Annotated in this window: 17 protein-coding genes and 1 pseudogene; 13 read left to right on the forward strand and 5 right to left on the reverse strand. The window is 69.4% G+C overall.

Annotated elements, in window-relative coordinates:
- The first annotated feature begins 233 nt into the window (after positions 1 to 233).
- Positions 234 to 1,355: a glycosyltransferase gene (locus tag FBZ88_RS16100; RefSeq protein ID WP_186464434.1), complete on the forward strand. Its 1,122-nt coding sequence runs from the start codon at positions 234 to 236 to the stop codon at positions 1,353 to 1,355.
- 97 nt (positions 1,356 to 1,452) lie between these two features.
- Positions 1,453 to 3,165: a DUF885 domain-containing protein gene (locus FBZ88_RS16105; protein ID WP_145618238.1), complete on the forward strand. Its 1,713-nt coding sequence runs from the start codon at positions 1,453 to 1,455 to the stop codon at positions 3,163 to 3,165.
- Here the strand turns inward: FBZ88_RS16105 and FBZ88_RS16110 are convergent.
- Positions 3,162 to 4,280 carry an aromatic ring-hydroxylating oxygenase subunit alpha gene (locus FBZ88_RS16110; protein ID WP_145618239.1) on the reverse strand — a complete coding sequence of 373 codons (1,119 nt, stop codon included), beginning with the start codon at positions 4,278 to 4,280 and terminating at the stop codon, positions 3,162 to 3,164. The genes FBZ88_RS16105 and FBZ88_RS16110 overlap by 4 nt on opposite strands.
- 83 nt (positions 4,281 to 4,363) lie before the next feature.
- On the opposite strand from FBZ88_RS16110, the gene FBZ88_RS16115 reads away from it, so the two are divergent.
- The 3 genes from FBZ88_RS16115 (at position 4,364) to FBZ88_RS16125 (ending at position 9,084) form a co-directional block, all read left to right on the forward strand.
- Positions 4,364 to 5,851 (forward strand): tetratricopeptide repeat protein, encoded by a 1,488-nt coding sequence (locus FBZ88_RS16115; protein ID WP_145618240.1) that lies wholly within the window; start codon positions 4,364 to 4,366, stop codon positions 5,849 to 5,851.
- On the forward strand, positions 5,785 to 7,929 hold the full coding sequence (locus FBZ88_RS16120; RefSeq protein ID WP_145618241.1) for an O-linked N-acetylglucosamine transferase, SPINDLY family protein: 2,145 nt from the start codon (positions 5,785 to 5,787) through the stop codon (positions 7,927 to 7,929). Before FBZ88_RS16115 ends, FBZ88_RS16120 begins: the two co-directional genes overlap by 67 nt.
- Positions 7,930 to 8,088: 159 nt before the next feature.
- On the forward strand, positions 8,089 to 9,084 hold the full coding sequence (locus tag FBZ88_RS16125; protein WP_145618242.1) for a KpsF/GutQ family sugar-phosphate isomerase: 996 nt from the start codon (positions 8,089 to 8,091) through the stop codon (positions 9,082 to 9,084).
- Here FBZ88_RS16125 and FBZ88_RS16130 read toward each other — a convergent pair.
- Both FBZ88_RS16130 and FBZ88_RS16135 read right to left on the reverse strand, forming a co-directional pair.
- Complete coding sequence (locus FBZ88_RS16130) at positions 9,081 to 9,890, reverse strand: HEAT repeat domain-containing protein (RefSeq protein WP_145618243.1); 810 nt, start codon at positions 9,888 to 9,890, stop codon at positions 9,081 to 9,083. The genes FBZ88_RS16125 and FBZ88_RS16130 overlap by 4 nt on opposite strands.
- Before the next feature lie 127 nt (positions 9,891 to 10,017).
- Complete coding sequence (locus tag FBZ88_RS16135; protein WP_145618244.1) at positions 10,018 to 10,680, reverse strand: hypothetical protein; 663 nt, start codon at positions 10,678 to 10,680, stop codon at positions 10,018 to 10,020.
- Positions 10,681 to 10,876: 196 nt separating this feature from the next.
- Here FBZ88_RS16135 and pseI point away from each other — a divergent pair, with 196 nt between their 5' ends.
- The 8 genes from pseI to FBZ88_RS16175 all read left to right on the forward strand — a co-directional run bounded on the left by pseI (position 10,877) and on the right by FBZ88_RS16175 (position 17,447).
- Entirely contained in the window at positions 10,877 to 11,929 is a 1,053-nt protein-coding gene (pseI, locus tag FBZ88_RS16140) for a pseudaminic acid synthase (RefSeq protein ID WP_145618245.1), read from the forward strand.
- Positions 11,926 to 12,690, forward strand: coding sequence for a cytidylyltransferase domain-containing protein (locus FBZ88_RS16145; protein ID WP_211102686.1), 765 nt, complete (start codon positions 11,926 to 11,928; stop codon positions 12,688 to 12,690). The genes pseI and FBZ88_RS16145 overlap by 4 nt, the downstream gene beginning before the upstream one ends.
- Positions 12,691 to 12,704: 14 nt before the next feature.
- Entirely contained in the window at positions 12,705 to 12,938 is a 234-nt protein-coding gene (locus FBZ88_RS16150; RefSeq protein WP_145618246.1) for a phosphopantetheine-binding protein, read from the forward strand.
- 3 nt (positions 12,939 to 12,941) lie between these two features.
- Entirely contained in the window at positions 12,942 to 13,778 is an 837-nt protein-coding gene (locus FBZ88_RS16155; protein WP_145618247.1) for an alpha/beta fold hydrolase, read from the forward strand.
- The gene (locus tag FBZ88_RS16160) at positions 13,775 to 14,041 is read left to right on the forward strand and encodes an acyl carrier protein (RefSeq protein WP_145618248.1); all 267 of its coding nucleotides are present in this window, start codon (positions 13,775 to 13,777) and stop codon (positions 14,039 to 14,041) included. The genes FBZ88_RS16155 and FBZ88_RS16160 overlap by 4 nt, the downstream gene beginning before the upstream one ends.
- A 257-nt stretch (positions 14,042 to 14,298) precedes the next feature.
- A complete protein-coding gene (locus FBZ88_RS16165; RefSeq protein ID WP_186464435.1) occupies positions 14,299 to 15,828 on the forward strand; it encodes an amidohydrolase in 1,530 nt (509 codons plus the stop codon).
- The gene (locus tag FBZ88_RS16170; protein ID WP_211102687.1) at positions 15,825 to 17,144 is read left to right on the forward strand and encodes an amidohydrolase family protein; all 1,320 of its coding nucleotides are present in this window, start codon (positions 15,825 to 15,827) and stop codon (positions 17,142 to 17,144) included. Before FBZ88_RS16165 ends, FBZ88_RS16170 begins: the two co-directional genes overlap by 4 nt.
- Positions 17,145 to 17,213: 69 nt before the next feature.
- Positions 17,214 to 17,447, forward strand: a complete 234-nt coding sequence (locus FBZ88_RS16175; RefSeq protein ID WP_088873943.1) for a hypothetical protein — start codon at positions 17,214 to 17,216, stop codon at positions 17,445 to 17,447.
- Positions 17,448 to 17,454: 7 nt separating this feature from the next.
- Here the strand turns inward: FBZ88_RS16175 and FBZ88_RS31580 are convergent.
- Positions 17,455 to 17,689, reverse strand: a pseudogene (locus FBZ88_RS31580) (type II toxin-antitoxin system RelE/ParE family toxin).
- Between the two features lie 35 nt (positions 17,690 to 17,724).
- Complete coding sequence (locus FBZ88_RS16185; RefSeq protein ID WP_145618249.1) at positions 17,725 to 17,907, reverse strand: CopG family transcriptional regulator; 183 nt, start codon at positions 17,905 to 17,907, stop codon at positions 17,725 to 17,727.
- Positions 17,908 to 17,931 lie beyond the last annotated feature (24 nt).

The raw sequence follows: 17,931 nt of genomic DNA on the forward strand, positions 1-17,931 counted from the left end.
GTGTCCTGGTCGGATACCCCTTATGGCCCTCTATGTTACAGCCCTGCGACAGGTTAGCACCTTCCCCGGCGTATAACGGAACAGTTGCCATTCTGTGGGCGACGGGTGGGGCGCGCCGAAGCAACAACCAGGCAGTGGTAGTGATGGCCGGCGGCAGTCCGGCGGCACCGCTTCGCATCGCCCACCCCGCCGATCGCAGGACTTTCCAATCCGTAGGGGAGCAGTGCGCCGGCATGTCCTCCATCGCCCTGTCAGATAACCCGGCCGCCCGGGGCGCCGCCCGGCGCCTGATCCCGTCCTCGACGGGGGCCGTGACCAGCATCGCCCACGTGATCATCCCCCATGGCTTCGGGGGTGCCGAAAAGCATGTGATGGAACTGGCGGAATTCCAGGCCGACGATCACCAGGTGATGGTCATCCTGGGCCCGGGGGAGGACGGGGGCGCCGGCGCCCGGCACCTTGCCGAATCACTGGATCCGCGGGTATCGGTGGTATGGCTGCCGGCGCGCATGCGCACCGCCGCGCTGTTCTGGAAGCTGTTGGCCCTTTGCCCCGACATCGTCCACGCCCATCTCAACACCGCCGCCCGCCGGGTGCTGCGCTGCCGGCCGGGCTGCCCCCGCGTCGTCACCCTGCACAACGGCTTTCGCGCCGGCCTGCATGACCGCTTCGACGGCATCATCCGCATCGCCGACTATCAGGCCCGCATGATGCCGGCGGCGGCCCGCGATCGCTCCGTGACCGTGCACAACTGGGTATTGCCGCAGAGGGGCGCGCTGACCCGGGCGGAGGCCCGCCTGGCTCTGGGCTTGCCGCAGGGCGCGCCCGTCATCGGCGGCATGGGCCGGCTGGAACTGGGCAAGGGCTTCGATGTGCTGATGGATGCCTACGCCCGCTTGCTCGCCCACCAACCGGATGCCCGCTTGGTGCTGTTCGGTCAGGGGGCGGAGATGGCCGCCCTGCGCGAGCAGGCGGCACAGCTGGCCTTGGGCGATCGGGTGGTGTTCGCGGGCTTCCGCCCCGACGTGCGCCGTTACCTCTCCGCCCTCGACCTGGGCGTCGTCGCCTCCCGCCATGAACCTTTCGGCCTGACCCTGCTGGAATACGCCGACGCTGGCGTGACCCTGGTGGCCACCCGCACCGGCGGGCCGCTGGAAATCCTGGGCTTCGACTATCCCTTCCTCTGCCCGCCCGAGGATGCAGCCGCCATGGCCGAGACCTTGCTGGCCGCGCTGGACGGCCGGACGCCCGCCAAGCCCGTGGATCTCACCCGCTTTCGGCCGGAAGTGCAGATGGCCAAGGTGGGTGCGCTCTACGCCCAGCTGGCCGGCGCGCAGGCGCCCGTAGCCATATAGATCGCCGGCCGGCGAATAAACTCGCCCATACCCATCATCAGGCTTGCCCGTCGCGGTTCCTTCGCCTTTCCTGCCAGTGAGCAAAAGGAAGGCGACAATGGGCAAAGCGGCGGTTTTCTCCCTGATTTTGATGGCGTTGCTGGCGCCGCTGGCGGCTGAAGCCGGCCCGTTGTCCCTGGCCCCCCTGGTCGCCGACTACGACGCCCTGCTTCAGGGCGGGAAGGAAGAGGGGCGCTGCCTGCCGGACGTCAGCCCCAAAGCAGCGGCCGAGCGGCGGACGCGCCTGGCGGCCTTCGTCCAACGCCTCGGTGCGGTCGATCCCGCTGGCCTGACACCGGCCGATCGCCTGACCTACCGCTTCATGCGCTGGGATGCGGAGGATCGGCTGGCCGGCATGGCCTTTGACCAGGATCGCATGCCCTTCAACAGCGACAGCGGCTTCTACGCCACCCTGACCTACGCCGCCAGCCGCACCCATGTGCGCACGAAAGCGGAGGCGGAGGCCTGGCTGGCCTGCCTGGAGGCTGCGCCGGACTATTACGCCGCCAACATCGCCAACGCCCGGCGTGGCATCGCCACGGGGTTCGTCCAGCCGAGGTTGATCGTGGACGCGGTGCTGGATATCGCCCGCAAGCAGGTGGACATCCCCGTGGACCAGGATGGCCTGCTGTCACCCTTCGCCGGGTCGGGGGACCCCGCCGCGACGGCGGAATGGCGCGCGCGGGCGCGCCAGGTGCTGGCCGACATTGTGCGTCCCGCCCAGCGCGCCTTTGTCACCTTCCTGGAACGGGAATATCGCCCGGCGGCCCCTGAAAGCCTAGCGGCGCGCGACCTGCCCGATGGTGAGGCCTACTACACCTGGGCGGTCCACCACCACACCACCACCAGGCTGACGCCGGACGCCGTGCACGAGATCGGCCTCAAGGAGGTGGCGCGCATCCGGGAGGAGATGGAGGCATTGATCCGCCGCACCGGCTTCACCGGCGGTTTCGCGGAATTCCTCGCCTTCCTGCGCACCGATCCGCGCTTCTATGTCACCACGCGCCAGGCGTTGCTGGAGAAGGCGTCGGAGATCGCGAAGCGTATCGACGACCAGTTGCCTGGCCACTTCGGTCGGCTGCCGCGCCTGACCTACGGCGTACGCGAGGTGCCGCGCGATATCGAGGACACGTACACCACGGGCCGCTATTTCCCCGGTGATGCCGCCAAGGGCATCGCCGGCGGCTTCATGGTCAATACCGGCAAGCTGGACCAACGGCCCCTTTATGAATTGCCGGCCCTGGCCCTGCATGAGGCCGTGCCGGGCCATCATTTGCAAACCGCGTTGGCGGCGGAACTGGAGGATTTACCGCCCTTCCGCCGCCACGCCTATATCAACGCCTACGGCGAGGGGTGGGGCCTCTACTCCGAGCAGTTAGGGGAGGAAATGGGTATCTACCGCGATGATTATGAGCGGTTTGGGCGCCTGTCCTTCGACATGTGGCGGGCCTGCCGCCTGGTGGCCGATACCGGCATCCACTGGAAGCACTGGACCCTGGACCAGGCCCGCGCCTGCTTCATCGACAACACCGCCCTTGCCCCGCACAACATAGAGACGGAGCTGCGGCGCTACATCGGTTGGCCGGGGCAGGCGCTGGCCTACAAGATCGGCGAGCTGAAGCTGCTGGAACTGCGCCAGCGAGCCCAGGACAGGTTGGGTGACCGCTTCAACGAGCGGGCCTTCCACGACGCCGTGCTGCTTTCAGGCTCCCTGCCGCTGGATCTGCTGGAGGACCAGGTGAATGCCTGGATCGCGGCGCAGGGGCGTTAGCGGCCCATCTCCTTCAGCCAGGCCGCGTGGAAGGCGCGGATGCGTCCCTCGTTGTGGCCCAGCAGGGCGGGGCGGTCGGCCTGCTGGCCACCGGCCCAGGCCGCCTCCGCCACCGACTGGTCTTCCGCCAGCAGCCGGCGGTTGAAATCGGCGAGATGGCCCTCCACGCCCTGCCGCGCGGCGGCGCTGGCCCCCGGCTGCTGCCGGGCTAGCGACAGGCGATAGCGCAGGTGGCAGCGGCCGGGCCGTACCGCGCCGTCCGGCGCATACACCGGCTCGTACGTCTGTACGCTGGCCATCAGGCCGGCGGTCAGGCCGATGGCCAGGTTGGGGAAGATGATGGCGTGGTCATAGTCGGTGAAGGCGGTCAGCGGCGTCAGCTTCAGCCGCTTGGCCACCCCCTCCCACCAGCGGCGGGTTTCGGCGGTCAGGCCGATGGTGCCGGTGCTGTGGGGGCCGTGCTCGGCGCACATCCAGGCGCCCTCGGTCACCGTGCGGAAGGTTTCCGGATGCACACTGTCGACGTGGTAAACCTCCAGCACGTTTTCCATGCCCACCTTCCAATCCGCCCGCCAGTCCAGCGGCGCCTGGTCGAAGGGGGCGGCGAAGCCGTCGGACACGGCGTCCAGCCAGGCGCCCAGCGGACCCAACCAGATGTCCAGGTCGGGCCCGCCGGGAATGAGGCGGACGAAGATGAAGCGTCCGCGCCGCGCCACCTCATACCCGGTCAGCGCCAGGGCGGCCTTGTCCGCCTTGTCCAGCTGAAAACAGGGATCGTTGCCCGGTATGCCCACCGGCACGCCCTCCCGGCTGTAGGTCCAGCCATGATAGGGGCAGCGCAGGGGACCGTGGCCGCTCTCCGCTGTATGCAGACGGGCATGGCGGTGGGAACAGACGTCGCGGAAGGCACGGATGTCGTCATCGAAACGCTGCACCACCACCGGCACGCCGGCGATGGTGCGTACCAGATAGCCATCGGGCGCCGTCAGTTCGTCATCGAAGCCGACGAAGTGCCACAGGCGGGCGAACAGGGCCCGGGTTTCCGCCGCCGCAGTGGCGGCGCCATAATCCTCCGGTCCCACCACCGCCCGCATCGCGTCCAACCTGTCCGTCATGCCCTGAATCCCTTTGCCCCAAATCTCTTTCCCCAGCCCAACCGGGCCTTGTCCCGCCGCCTGGGAACCCCCATTCTGCCGCCATGGCCAGTGTGACCGAAGCCCTCTCCGCTGCCTATGAGCATCACGTCGCCGGCCGGCTGGACGCGGCGGTGACACTCTATGGCCGCATCATTGACGCCGAGCCGCGCAACCACGGGGCTCTGCATCTGCTGGGCCTGGCCCGCATCCAGCTGGGTGACCTGGACGGCGCCACCGAAAGCATGATGCTGGCGGCGGCCATCGTCCCGGACAACCCCACCTACCGCAGCAACCTCGGCACGGCGCTGAAGGCGCAGGGCCGATTCGATCTGGCAGAAGAAGCCTATCGCCAGGCGCTTGCCATTGATCCTGGTCATGTCGATGCCATGGCCAACCTCGGCGGGGTGTTGCACGCCACCGGCCGGCTGGCCGCCGCCATCGCCTGCCTGGAACGGGCCTTGGCCCTGGCGCCCGACCATGCCGTCACCCTGATCAACCTGGGCGTGGCGCTGACCGACCGGGGCCAGTTGCCCCGCGCCCTGGGCCTGCTGCGCCGTGCGGTGGAGGTAACCGCCCCCGCGCCCGGCCAACCCCTGGGGGAACGGGGCGGGGAGGCGCGGTGGGATTTGGCGCTGGCCCTGCTGATGGCCGGCGACTACGCCGCCGGCTGGCCCCAGTTCGAGGCGCGGCGGGGCCGCGCCGGCCATGTCCTGGCCCGGCCGCACGGGCTGGAATGGGATGGCGCCGACCCCGCCGGGCGCACCATCCTGGTGCACAGCGAACAGGGCCGGGGCGACAGCCTGCAATTCGCCCGCTTCATCGCGCCCCTGGCGTCCCGGGGCGCCCGCGTCGTGCTGGCCTGCCAGCCGGAACTGGCGCGCCTGCTGGCCACGGCGCCCGGTGTGGCCCAGGTCGTATCGACGGCGGATCCCACGCTGCCCGCCTATGACGTTTTTTGCCCGTTGCTCAGCCTGCCAGGCCGCCTGGGTCTGACCAGCGCCGCGGAGCTGGCGACGGCCGGGCCCTACCTCGCGCCGGATCCGGCCCAGGCGGCGACGCTTCGCGCGCGCGTGAACGGCGTCGCGGCCGGCCGGCGGGCCGTGGGCCTGTGCTGGGCGGGGGCGCCGGGCAATCCGGTCGATGCCAGGCGCAGCCTGGATCCGGCGCTGCTGGCCCCCTTGGCGCGGTTCCATGACCGCGTCGCCTTCGTCAGCCTGCAGAAGGGCGGCCCTGCCGTCCCAGCCGCCCTGCCGTTGATCGACTGGACGGCGGAACTGGCGGATTATGCCGACACCGCCGCCCTGGTGGCCAACCTGGACCTGGTGATCACCGTCGACACCTCGGTCGCCCACCTGGCCGGCGCGCTGGGCCGCCCCGTCTGGCTGCTGAACCGCTATGACGGTTGCTGGCGCTGGCAGAAGGGGCGGGTGGACAGCCCCTGGTATCCCAGCCTGGTACAGCTGCGGCAGGAGGAAATGGGCGATTGGCGGGCGCCGCTGTCCCGCCTGACCGCCCGGCTGGGCGCCTGGCTGGCCGCTCCGCCACCATGACGCTGTTGCATCAGGCCGTGGCCCGCCACCAGGCGGGTGCCTTGGATGAGGCGGCCGACCTTTACGCCCAGGTGCTGGCGGCCGACCCGCATCAGCCGGATGCCCTGCACCTGCTGGGCGTGCTGCGCGGCCAGCAAGGGGATCCCGCGGCGGGTGAGGGACTGGTGGCACGCGCCGCCGCCCTGCGGCCGGACGCGGAAATCCTGACCAACCTGGGCCGCTTGCGGGCTGCGCTCGGCCGCATGCCGGCGGCGGAGGCCGCGTTCCGTGCCGCCCTGGCCCGCGACGACTCCCATGCCGGCGCCGCCTTCGCCCTGGGCACCTTGCTGCTGAACCTGAACCGTCCGGGCGAAGCGCTGGCGCCGCTGCAGCGGGCGGCGGCGCTGGATCCGGCGCGCGGCGCCGCCCGTGCCAACCTGGGCGTGGCCCTGCACCGCATGGGCCGCCTGGCGGAGGCCGAAGGTGTCTTGCGCGCCGCGGTCGAGGCCGATCGTACGCAGCCGATCGCCCGCTTCAACCTGGCCTCCGTCCTGGAAGACCAGGGCCAGCTGGACGCGGCGGAGACGGAATACCGGGCGCTGACGGCCCAGTGGCCGGACACGGCCGATGCCTGGCTGAACCTGGGTATCCTACTGCAGCGTCGGCACCGCGATATGGAGGCGCGCCCTTGCCTGCAGGTGGCGCTGGACCGGGGCACCAGCCGGCGGGCGGGCGCCCTGGCCCATCTGGTGCATATCGACGCCCGCCTCTGCCGCTGGGACGACGTCGCGGCGCGGACGCCGGATCTGCTGGCCGCGCTGCAGGCGGGCGACGACAGCGCCCCGCCCTTCGCCGTGCTGTGCCTGGACGTGGATGAGGCCTGGCACCAGCGGGCGGCCCGCCTGCACGCGGCGGCCGTGGCACGCTCGGCCGGTGCGCCCCTGCCGCCGGCCAGCCTGGGGCCTGCTGGGGAACCGTTGCGCGTCGGCTACCTCTCCGCCGATTGGCACCAGCACCCCACCGCCTACCTGATGGCTGGCGTATTGGAACGGCACGACCGCGCGGCGGTGGCGGTCACCGCCTTTTCCTATGGGCCCGACGACGGCAGCCCCTTGCGGGCGCGGCTGCGGGCCGGGGCTGATCGCTTCATTGATTTGCGCGGCCTGGATGACCGGGCGGCGGCGCAGGCCATCCGTGCCGCCGGCGTGGACATCCTGGTCGATCTTAAGGGCTATACCGAGGGCGGGCGGCCCAGCATCGCCCAGCTGCGCCCCGCCCCGGTTCAGGTTCAGTACCTGGGCTATCCCGGTACCCTGGGCCGGGGGGCCGGCATCGATTATGTGCTGGCCGACGCCATGGTGCTGCCACCGGAACGGGCGGGCTTCTGGGATGAGGCGGTGGTGCGCCTGCCCGGTTGCTACCAGGCCAACGATGGGGCGCGGTCCATCGACCCGCCGACCACACGCGCGGACTGGGGCCTGCCGGCCGATGGCGTCGTCTTCGCCTGCTTCAACGCCGCCTACAAGCTGACGCCGGAGATCGTGGCTTGCTGGGCCCGGCTGCTGACCAAGGTTCAGGGATCGGTGTTGTGGCTGCTGGACCCGGGTCCAGCGCTGCCCGCATTGCAGGCAATGCTGGCAACCGAGGGTGTCGATCCCGGCCGGCTCGTGGTGGCGCCGGCCCTGCCCAAGGCACGCATGGCCGACCACTTGGCCCGCCACGCCTGTGCCGACCTGTTCCTGGATACCCATCCGGTGAACGCCCACACCACGGCGGCCGACGCGCTTTATGCCGGCCTGCCGGTGTTGACCCGGGCGGGTGGCCCCTTCATTTCCCGGGTGGCCGCCAGCCTGCTGACGGCCCTGGGACTACCGGACCTGGTGACGTACAGCCTGGAAGCGTACGAGGTCGCAGCCCTGGATTTGGCTCGGAATTCGGCGCATTTGGCGGATGTACGCGCCCGTCTGGCCGCCGCCCGGACGCTCCCCGGCGGGCCCTTCGACACGGACGCGTTCTGCCGCCGGCTGGAAAAGGCGTACGCCCGCATGGCGGGGCGGGTGCGGGACCGGCTACCACCCCTGGGGTTCGATGTGGCGTAAGCGTTCCTCGCCTGACGCGACAGATGCCCACCATACCCATAACACACGGCTGCCGCTGTGATCTGGCGCGTGGTGGGTCCTGGTACTTTGCGTTACACCCGTGCCCAATTTCGCCGGCGCTTCGCCGCCAGCCTTCTCAAGGGAATGGATACCGTCCCCATGACCATCGACCGCGCCGCCGTTCTTGCCGCCGCTTCCGATCTGTTGCGCATCGAGGCCAACGCCGTCCTGCACCAGGTGGAGGCGCTGGACGGCGACTTCCTGAACGTTGTCGAGCATATCTGCGGCGAACACGGCAACACCCTGGTGGCCGGCATCGGCAAGTCGGGCCTGGTGGCCCGCCAGTTCGCCAGCAAGCTGGCCAGCATCGGCGCCCGTGCCTTCTATTACAGCGCCATCGACAGCCTGCACGGCGAGCTGGGCCTGCTGCGCGAGGGCGATCTGCTGATCCTGCTGTCCAACAGCGGCCAGACCCAGGAACTGGTGGACGTGGCCAAGGCGGCGCAGCCGCGCGGCGTCAAGGTGGCGGCCATGGTGGGGCGCGTGCCCTCCACCCTGTCGCGCATGGCCGACTGGACGCTGAAGGTCCATGTCGAGTCCGAGGCGACGGACACCAAGCTGCCGACGGCCAGCACCACCGCCATGCTGGCCTTCGCCGATGCCCTGGTGGTGGCGGTGGCGACGGAGAAGGGCTTCACCGCCAAGGATTTCGGCCGCAACCATCCCGGCGGCACCCTGGGCGTGGTGCTGGGCGCCTATGTCGATGACCTGATGGCCCGGGCTCCGGATCATGTGGCCCTGGTGGGCCCCGACCGGCCCATCCTGGAAACCCTGCTGGAAATGACCCGCCACCCAGCCGGTGCCGCCCTGGTGGTGGATGCCGACGACCACCTGCTGGGCCTTATCACCGATGGCGACATCCGCCGCGGCTTGGCCCGCGTGGGCAAGGATCTGCTGGACCGCGACACCCGCGCCCTGATGACGCCCAAGCCACGCACCTGCCGCACCGGCACCACCGCCATGGCGGCGCTGGCCCAGATGGAAAGCCCCTCGCAGGTCTACGTCTTGCCGGTGGTGGATGCGGATAACAAGGTGCTGGGCCTGCTGCGCATGCATGACCTGGCCGGCCTGGACGTGGCGCGCACCGCCGGCTAAGGCGTCTCGCTTTCCAGCAACGCCCGCAGGCGGGCCATCAGGTCCGCCTCCGTGAGGTCCGCGTCCTCCTCCAGGCCCAGGTAGGCGAAGGCGGCATCGACGAACAGGTGGGGCATCAGGTGCTCGTGGCTCAACGCCCGGATCAGGGGCGGCAGCACCCGCGCGTCCCGCCGCCGCGCCAAGCCGTGCATGGCCTCCACCTGGGTGAACACATCCTCATCATCCACCCGGCGCAGCAGGGCGGCGCGAATCTCCGGGCCGTCCAGTTCGGTGGTCTGCCCGATTCCGGTGGTCGCCCAGTCCCGTACCTGGTCGTACACGTCCTCCATCAAGGCCAGCAGGGCCCCCACCGCCACCGGCGTGGTACTGCCGCACAGCGCGAAGGCGATGGCGTAGCGGACATGCGGGTCATCATGGTGACGGCGGGCGGCCAGGACCGGGTCGCAGCGCCGGTTGCCCAGATGGCCCAGGGCGAAGATGGCATCGACCATGACGCCGGCGTCCTCATCGTCCAGCAGACGCAGCAGGGCGTCGCACGCCGGTTCGGGAAAGGCGCGTTCGTCACTGCGCTGGCCGGGGCCATGCATCTGCCCCAGGACAACGGCGGCCAGGCGGCGGCGGATCGGTTCGGGTGAACTGCTGAGGTCCAGGATGCGGGCCAGCCCCGCTGGCGTGCCCATGCCCTGCAGGGCCGCCAGGGCCGGCGTTCGGTCATCGTCGCGCCGCATCTCCGCCACCGCCGCCTCGATCAGGCTGTCTATGGAGGGATGGTCGCTTTGGGTGGTTTCCGGGGGCGCTGACGGCATTGCGGCCTCGACCTCGATGTGTCGTTCCAGCCCGATCCGGGCCAACCCATCCAGACGAGCGTGCAATCAACGACGCCGACAGGCAAGCCCGCACGGGCGAACCCTGTACGTCTGGAAAGGGGGCCGCTCAGGCGGACCGCCGCGCGCGCATCTCGGCCAGCGCCTCCTGCACGATAAGGGACCGCGCGCGCCGCATGGCGGCCTTGAACCGCCGCTTCCACCCCGGGGGCGATGTGAAGGTGATGCGCAGGCGCGGGGGCCCGCCGAAGGTCAGCGCCAGGGCCAGGCCCGAGAACCGTTTGGGTATCGCCTCGAACTCGGTCAGGAAATGGTCCACCTGCTCCAGCAGCAGCGGACGAACCGCATCCGTCAGTGGCGACGGCGGCAGGGCGCGGACCTTTTCGCCCCAGGCGACGGCCATCACCGCCGCGGTGGCCACGGCATCGCAGGCCGCCTGAATGGCCTTGGGCGTCCAGGGATCATCAGGCGATTGCCAACTGGCCACCAGCTGGGTGTTGATCGCGGTCGTCACGGCCAGGATCGCCGACCCCAATTCCATCAACAGGGCTTCATCCACCATTGTCGCCCCCTCGGGCGTCCGCCCACGAGCACCTTTGGCCCACCGCCGCCGCAGACCCTCGGCCCGCGAGCGCAGCAGCTCCCCGGCCAATCGATAGGGCCAATGGCGCGGCTTCCCGCTGATCAGGTTGCGCGCGCCGGCGCTTTCGCCGTCAAAACCCGCATACTCCGCCGTCATGACCTCGCCCCATGGGATGTCTTGCGCCACCATCTACAACTCAGCATGAGCGCAAGTTGCATAACAAGCAACTTGTTTGGTGTCGATGACGCGGGCGGGACGGTGGGCGGGCGGGCGGGCGGTCCGTCCTGCGCAGCGCCATTCCAGCGGCCCCCCGCGAAGTGCTATCAAGGGTGACAGTATTGTGAGCAATCCGCCGCTGTTTCGCCGCCGCCCAAGGGTCCGCGCCATGTCCGATCCCGCCCGTCTCACCTTCCGCACCGGCCAGGCGCCGTATCTCATCGCCGAGATGTCCGGCAACCATAAGGGGGAGATAGAGCGCGCCATCAGCCTGATCGATGCCGCCAAGGCGGCGGGGGCTGACGCGGTGAAGCTGCAGACCTACACGGCCGACACCATCACCCTGAAATCCGACCGGCCGGAATTCCAGATCCACGGCGGCCCCTGGGACGGCCGCAGCCTGCATGAGCTGTATGAGGAGGCCCACACCCCCTGGGCCTGGCACCCTCAGCTGTTCGCCCATGCCGCCACGATCGGGATCACCATTTTCAGCTCACCCTTCGATCCCACGGCGGTGGACCTTCTGGACCGGCTGGGCGCGCCGGCGTTCAAGATCGCGTCGTATGAGATTGTGGACCTGCCGCTGATCCGCTACGCGGCCGCGAAGGGCAAGCCGCTGATCATCTCCACCGGCATGGCCACCTTGGGTGAGATCGACGACGCGGTGACCGCCGCGCGCGAGGCCGCGCCGGCCGGCACGCCCGACCCCGTGCTGCTCCATTGCACCAGCGGCTACCCCACCCCGCCGGAGGAATGCGACCTGCGCACCATTCCCCACCTGGCGCAGGCCTTCGGCGTGCCCACCGGCCTGTCCGACCACACCCATGGCATCGCCGTGCCGGTGGCGGCGGTGGCCTTGGGCGCCGTCGTCATTGAAAAGCATCTGACCCTGTCGCGGGCCGAGGGCGGCGTCGACGCCTCCTTCTCCCTGGAGCCGGCGGAGTTCAAGGCCATGGCCGACGCTTGCCGCGTGGCGCACGCGGCGCTGGGCCAGGTCGGCTATGCCGTCAAGCCGTCCGAGGCCGGCGGCCGGTCCTTCCGCCGCTCGCTCTACGTTTCATCCCCCGTGAAGGCGGGGGAGGTGTTCACTCCGGCCAACGTCCGCTCCGTCCGCCCCGGCCTGGGGCTGCCGCCCAAGCATCTGGACCAGGTGCTGGGCGCCCGCGCCACCCGTGACATCGATGCCGGCCAGCCTCTGGACTGGGGCATGGTCCAGCCGTGACGGCCCTGACTCAAAAGCCCCGGGTCGTCTGCATCACCCAGGCGCGCATGGGGTCCACCCGGCTGCCGGGCAAGGTGCTGCTGACCGTCGCGGGCAAGTCGCTGCTGGCCTACCAGGTGGAGCGCCTGCGCCGTGCCGCCCTGGTGGACGAGGTGGTGGTGGCCACCAGCGATCGCGCGGCCGACGACGCCATCGCCGACCAGTGCCGCGTCCTGGGCGTCGCCTGCTTCCGGGGCGGCGAGCATGACGTGCTGGATCGTTTTTGCCGGGCCGCCCTTGCCCATCACGCCGATGTGGCGGTGCGGGTGACGGGTGACTGTCCCCTGATCGACCCTGGCCTGATCGACCAACTGCTGACCCTTTTCCTGGCGGCGGATCCGCCGCTGGACCATGCCTCCGTCGACATAGGCCATTACCCGCGCGGCCTGGACGCCGAAGCCATATCAATGACGGCCTTGCAAGCGGCGTGGCAAGAGGCAAGGGAACCGTTCGAGCGTGAGCATGTGACGCCCTTCATCTATCGCCGGCCGGACCGTTTCCGCCTGGGCTCCCTGCCGCCGGCAGGCCCGGCGCCGGTGGAGATGGGGCCGCAGCGCTGGTGCGTGGACACGGTGGAGGATTTCCAACTGGTCCGCCGTTTGCTTGAAACCCTGTTGCCGGCCAAGCCGCACTTCACCTGGACGGATTGTCTGGACGTGCTGCGCCGGCACCCCGATTGGGTGCTGCTGAACCGCGATGTGGTGCAGAAGCCCCTGGCTTGAGAGGAAAAGAAGAGATGAACCGGAACGAATTCCTGGCGGCGCTGGATGAGATGCTGGAGCTGGACCCCGGCACCCTGAAGGGCGGCGAGACGCTGGACGGGATCGACAGCTGGGACAGCCTGGCGGTCATCAGCTTCATCGCCCTGGTGGACGAGAAGTTCAACACCGTGGTGGCGGGCGAGGATCTGGCCAAGGCCAAGACCGTGGACGACCTGCTGGCCCTGGTGTCGGACCACGTCGCGGCCTGACCGGTGAGTTCAGGGACTGAGCCGGAACGGTTGCTGGCCGGCCGCCGGATGCTGCGCTTCGCCGGCGGCCCCGGCGCCGCCGTCGATCGCGGGCCGCCGGAAGCTGGCACCGCGCCGCTGGTGCTGATTCACGGTTTCGGCGGCGACGCGCTGTCCTGGCAATTCAACATCCAGGCGCTGGTGAAGGGGGGGCCGGGTTCGCCCGGTCGCCGGGTGCTGGCCGTGGATCTGCCGGGCCATGGCGCCTCCACCCTTGATGTGCCGTCCGGCCTGGGCGGTGTCGCCGACTGGGTGGTGCGGCTGATGGACGCCGCCGGCGTGGACAAGGCTGACATCATCGGCCATTCCATGGGCGGCAGGGTCAGCCTGCTGCTGGCCGAACGCCATCCGGACCGGCTGCGCCGCATGAGCCTGATCGCCTGCGCCGGGCTGGGCAGCCGGGTGGATGCCGCCTTCCTGCACGCGCTGTGCACATTGGAAACCCTGGACCAGGCCCGCGCCTTGATCGACCGGCTGTTCGCGGGGGCGCCGCCCAACCGCGACGTGCTGGCGCGCGCATTCCTGTCCCGCCTGGCAGATCCCGTGGCGCGCGGGCCGCTGACCCGGCTGCTGGACCGGCTGGTGGCCGACATCGACGCCGCCCCGCGGCAGTTCGACTGGACCCAGCCGCTGCCGCCGCTGCAGCTGATCTGGGGCGAGGCCGACGATATCGTGCCGCCGCCGGAAGCTGGCGCCATCCCATCCCATATCATCCTGCATCGCTTGCCCGGCGTCGGCCACATGCCCCAGGCCCAGGCGGCCACGCGGGTCAACGCCCTGCTGACGGAGTTCCATGCATGAGCACGATCGGACTGAACGAGGGCGCCATGCTCGCGCTGATCCATAATGAGGTGCTGAAGATCCTGGCCGACAAGGGCGAGGCCTGGACCGGATCCTTCGGGCCGCAGACACGGTTCCTGGACGGCGGGCTGCCCTTCGACAGCCTGGACCTCGCCACCCTGCTGGTGGCGCTGGAACAGCTGACCGGCACGGATCCCTTCCGCGCCGGCTTTCGCCAGTTCACCACCGCCGGGGAACTGGCGGCGCTGTATTTGGAAGCGTAATGCTGCTGCGTCCGCCGCCGGCGCATCAGGAACGCATCGGATACTCTATCCGATTTGTAACGGAACTGTATCGCGCCGTTTTCAGGCGCCCCGGCCTCTGTTAGCCTCATCAACAAGGTTGAAGCAGCGCGCTTTTTTGAGACGGCCTGCCTTAACCCCTTGGGGCGTTACAACAATCAACAGGGGCGAAGGCGGCGTTCCCATCCCGGGACGGGCGCCTTTCTGGGCACCCGGCAGAACGGGAAGACGATACTTCCATGAAACGACACCATCGCGTGGTTCCGCTGGTGGCCGCACTGGCGCTGCTCGGCGCCTGCGCTTCCAGCGCGCACCAGGACACGTCCTCGGCACCCGCTAGCGATAAGGGCAAGGACAAGCCGGTCTACGCCGGCCTCGATCCGGCCGATGACAAGAACCCCTTCCCCAGCACCTACCATCCCCTGCCGTCGGTGGCGACGGCGCTGGTGGGCGCCACCATCTTCACCGGCACGGGCGCCCGCATCGACGGCGGCACCGTGGTGTTGTTGGATGGCAAGATCGCGGCGGTGGGCAAGGACATCGCGGTGCCGGCCGGCGCCAAGGTCATCGACGCCCATGGCAAGTACGTGACCCCGGGCATCATCGACGCCCACAGCCACTTGGGCGTCTACGCCACCCCCAGCGTCTGGGCCAATTCCGATGGCAATGAGGCGACGGATCCCAACACCGCGCAGGTATGGGCCGAACATTCCGTCTGGCCGCAGGATCCGGGCTTCATCCGCGCGCTGGAAGGCGGCATCACCACGCTGGAGATCCTGCCCGGCTCCGCCAACCTGTTCGGCGGTCGCGCCGTCATCCTGAAGAACGTGCCCGGCCGCACGGTGCAGGACAAGAAGTTCCCAGGCGCGCCCTATGGCCTGAAGATGGCCTGCGGTGAGAACCCCAAGCGCGTCTACGGCAGCAAGGGCCGCACCCCGGCCACCCGCATGGGCAACGTCTTCGGCTATCGCAAGGCCTGGATCGACGCCCAGGAATACCGCCGCAAGTGGGACGACTACCGCCGCAAGCTGGCCGACTATAAGGCCGGCAAGGGCGACAAGGCGCCCGACGCGCCCAAGCGCGACCTGCAGATGGACACGCTGGCCGGCGTGCTGGACGGCAGCATCCTGGTGCAGAACCACTGCTACCGCGCCGACGAGATGGCGCAGATGATCGACATCTCGCACGAGTTCGGCTTCCACATCGCCATGTTCCACCATGGGTCGGAGGCCTACAAGATCGCCGACATCCTGAAGAAGGAGGACATCTGTGTCGCCACCTGGGGCGAGTGGTGGGGCTTCAAGATGGAGGCGTACGACGGCATCGAGGAGAACGCCGCCCTGCTGCAGAAGGCCGGCGTCTGCACCGTCATCCACTCCGACGACGACATCCTGACCCAGCACCTGGTGCAGGAGGCCACCATCGCCCTGGCCGCCGGCCGGCGCATGGGTATCCAGATCGACGAGGCCGAGGCCATCAAGTGGGTGACGGCCAACCCCGCCAAATCCATCGGCGTGCTGGACAAGACCGGCACCTTGGAGGCCGGCAAGATGGGCGACGTGGTGCTGTGGAGCGCCGATCCCTTCAGCGTCTACGCCACGGCCGATCAGGTCTTCATCGACGGCGCCCTGGTCTACGATCGCCACGATCCGGCGGCGCAGCCCAAGTCCGACTTCGAACTGGGCCAGACAGGCCCCGCCCATCCCGGGCCCCAGGGTGTCGGACCCGGCCGCCCCGTCTTGACCACCAGCACGGAGCAGCCGCAATGAACCGCCGTCACACCTTAATGGGCCATACCCTGATGGCTGCGGCCTCATCCCTGGTCCTGCTGGCCGGCACCGCCGGCGCCGAGACGGTGGCCATCACCAACGCGCGTATCGAGACCATGGGTCCGGCGGGGGAGATTCCGTCCGGCACCATCCTCATCCGCGATGGCCGCATCCAGGCGGTGGGCGCCTCGGTATCCATTCCGGCCGACGCCCGCCGGCTGGACGCCAAGGGCCACATCGTGACGCCGGGCCTGGTGGCCAGCGACACCAGCCTGGGCGCCGGCGAGGTGGAGGGCGAGGCCTCCAGCAACGATTTCGCCGGGGCGACGGCCGAGATGTCGGCCTCCTTCGACGTGTCGCTGGGCATCAACCCCGCCTCCATGCTGGTGCCGGTGGCCCGCGTCGGCGGCGTCACCCGGGCGCTGGTCACGCCGGAGCTGTCCGGACGGGGCGAGAAGAAGGGCGAGAAGCTGTTCGCCGGCCAGGCGGCCGTGGTCGATATGTCCGGCGGCACCGACAGCATCACCAAGCGTCGCGCCGTGCTGGTGGTCGACGTGGGCACCGAGGCCATGGAGCATCTGGGCGGCAGTCATGGCGGCGTGCTGCAGCTGCTGGAATCCAGCCTGGAGGAGGCGGCCAGCTACGCCGCCAACAAGGGCGGGTATGAGCATGGCACCCACCGGCCCTACCGCCAGAGCAAGGAGGACCTTGAGGCCCTGCTTCCGGTCATCCAGGGCAAGATGCCCCTGCTGGTGGGCGTGCATCGGGTCGCGGACATCCGCCGCACCCTAGAGCTGGGCAAGCGGCTGAAGCTGAAGCTCATCCTGGACGGGGTGGAGGAAGGCTGGATGATGGCGCCGGAGATCGCGGCCTCGGGCGTGCCGGTGGTGGTCGATCCCCTGGCCAACTTGCCGCGTGACTTCGAAAGCCTGAACGCGCGGCTGGAAAACGCCGCCATCCTGCAGGCGGCCGGCGCCACCGTGGTGATCAAGGGGCCCTACGTCGGCCACTACGCCCGCCAGGTGCGCTACAACGCCGGCAACGCCGTCGCCCACGGCATGCCGTGGCCGGCGGCGCTGGCGGCCATCACCGCCACCCCGGCCAAGGTCTTCGGCTTCAATGACCGGGCGGGCACGATCGAACCCGGCCGCGATGCCGACTTGGTGGTGTGGTCCGGCGACCCCCTGGAAATCCTGTCGGTGGCGGAGCATGTCTTCGTCCGCGGGACCGAGGCGCCCCTGACCAGCCGGGCGCAGGATCTGGCCCATCGCTACCAGACGCCCGACGCGGCTCTGCCGCCGGCCTATCGCAACTGAGCATTATCGTCTAAAGGGGGCGGGGCGTTCCGACGGGGCGCCCCGCCCTTTTCTCTTGGACCCGGCCCTATGCCCGACTGGTACTACGACCTCAGCGACACCGTCAGCGGCTGGATCCACGGCGTCTCCGTCTGGGTGATCATCGGTGCCATGGTGGCGGCCTACCTGCTGCTGACCGCGCGCAGCGCCCATAAGCAGGGCGAGTTCGGCGAATTCGCCCGCAGCCTGGGCCTGACCGTGGCTCTGCTGGCCGTCCTGGGCGGCTTCATCGAGGCATGGATCTGGGTGGATCGGCACTGGTAGTGCCGGATCAGCCCCGATCCTGCGCCCCGTGCCAGACGCGCAGGATGATGATCTCATCGTCCATGACTTCGTAGATGATCACGTAGGGCGGAAAGACCAGCAACTCCCGTCCCAGGTACGCTGCCCCGACGGCCCCGATTTGGGAAGGTGAGCAGGCTGTTCGCCGTGGTCAGCAACGCCCGCAAAACCCGTTCGGCGGCGACAAGATTGAAAGCCGCGATATAGGCGACGTGTCGATCCACGTCGCCCAGCGCATCGATGGACCAGCTAATTCGCTTCAAGTTTGCCCGGAGGAGGAGGGCGGGGGAACTTTCTTTCCCGCCAGCAACTGCTCAAGCCATTCCACAACGACATCATGATCCACGACGTTGCCAGCGGCAACCGACGCGCGTGCCTCCTTAATGGCGCAACGCTTGGCGTCCTCGTCCACGATGTCGAAAATGGAAGCGGGCTGGGTCATGGCGGTAGCCTGCCACAGGCCCGC

It is taken from the genome of Nitrospirillum bahiense, assembly GCF_007828025.1.
In the GTDB taxonomy this organism is placed as follows: Bacteria; Pseudomonadota; Alphaproteobacteria; order Azospirillales; family Azospirillaceae; genus Nitrospirillum; species Nitrospirillum amazonense.

Excerpts from the sequence above, each read along its gene's own strand:
- FBZ88_RS16100 (WP_186464434.1), top strand. The coding sequence starts at position 234 with ATGTCCTCCATCGCCCTGTCAGATAACCCGGCCGCCCGGGGCGCCGCC.
- FBZ88_RS16105 (WP_145618238.1), top strand. The coding sequence starts at position 1,453 with ATGGGCAAAGCGGCGGTTTTCTCCCTGATTTTGATGGCGTTGCTGGCG.
- FBZ88_RS16110 (WP_145618239.1), bottom strand. The coding sequence starts at position 4,280 with ATGACGGACAGGTTGGACGCGATGCGGGCGGTGGTGGGACCGGAGGAT.
- FBZ88_RS16115 (WP_145618240.1), top strand. The coding sequence starts at position 4,364 with ATGGCCAGTGTGACCGAAGCCCTCTCCGCTGCCTATGAGCATCACGTC.
- FBZ88_RS16125 (WP_145618242.1), top strand. The coding sequence starts at position 8,089 with ATGACCATCGACCGCGCCGCCGTTCTTGCCGCCGCTTCCGATCTGTTG.
- FBZ88_RS16130 (WP_145618243.1), bottom strand. The coding sequence starts at position 9,890 with ATGCCGTCAGCGCCCCCGGAAACCACCCAAAGCGACCATCCCTCCATA.
- FBZ88_RS16135 (WP_145618244.1), bottom strand. The coding sequence starts at position 10,680 with ATGGTGGCGCAAGACATCCCATGGGGCGAGGTCATGACGGCGGAGTAT.
- pseI (WP_145618245.1), top strand. The coding sequence starts at position 10,877 with ATGTCCGATCCCGCCCGTCTCACCTTCCGCACCGGCCAGGCGCCGTAT.
- FBZ88_RS16150 (WP_145618246.1), top strand. The coding sequence starts at position 12,705 with ATGAACCGGAACGAATTCCTGGCGGCGCTGGATGAGATGCTGGAGCTG.
- FBZ88_RS16160 (WP_145618248.1), top strand. The coding sequence starts at position 13,775 with ATGAGCACGATCGGACTGAACGAGGGCGCCATGCTCGCGCTGATCCAT.
- FBZ88_RS16165 (WP_186464435.1), top strand. The coding sequence starts at position 14,299 with ATGAAACGACACCATCGCGTGGTTCCGCTGGTGGCCGCACTGGCGCTG.
- FBZ88_RS16170 (WP_211102687.1), top strand. The coding sequence starts at position 15,825 with ATGAACCGCCGTCACACCTTAATGGGCCATACCCTGATGGCTGCGGCC.
- FBZ88_RS16175 (WP_088873943.1), top strand. The coding sequence starts at position 17,214 with ATGCCCGACTGGTACTACGACCTCAGCGACACCGTCAGCGGCTGGATC.
- FBZ88_RS16185 (WP_145618249.1), bottom strand. The coding sequence starts at position 17,907 with ATGACCCAGCCCGCTTCCATTTTCGACATCGTGGACGAGGACGCCAAG.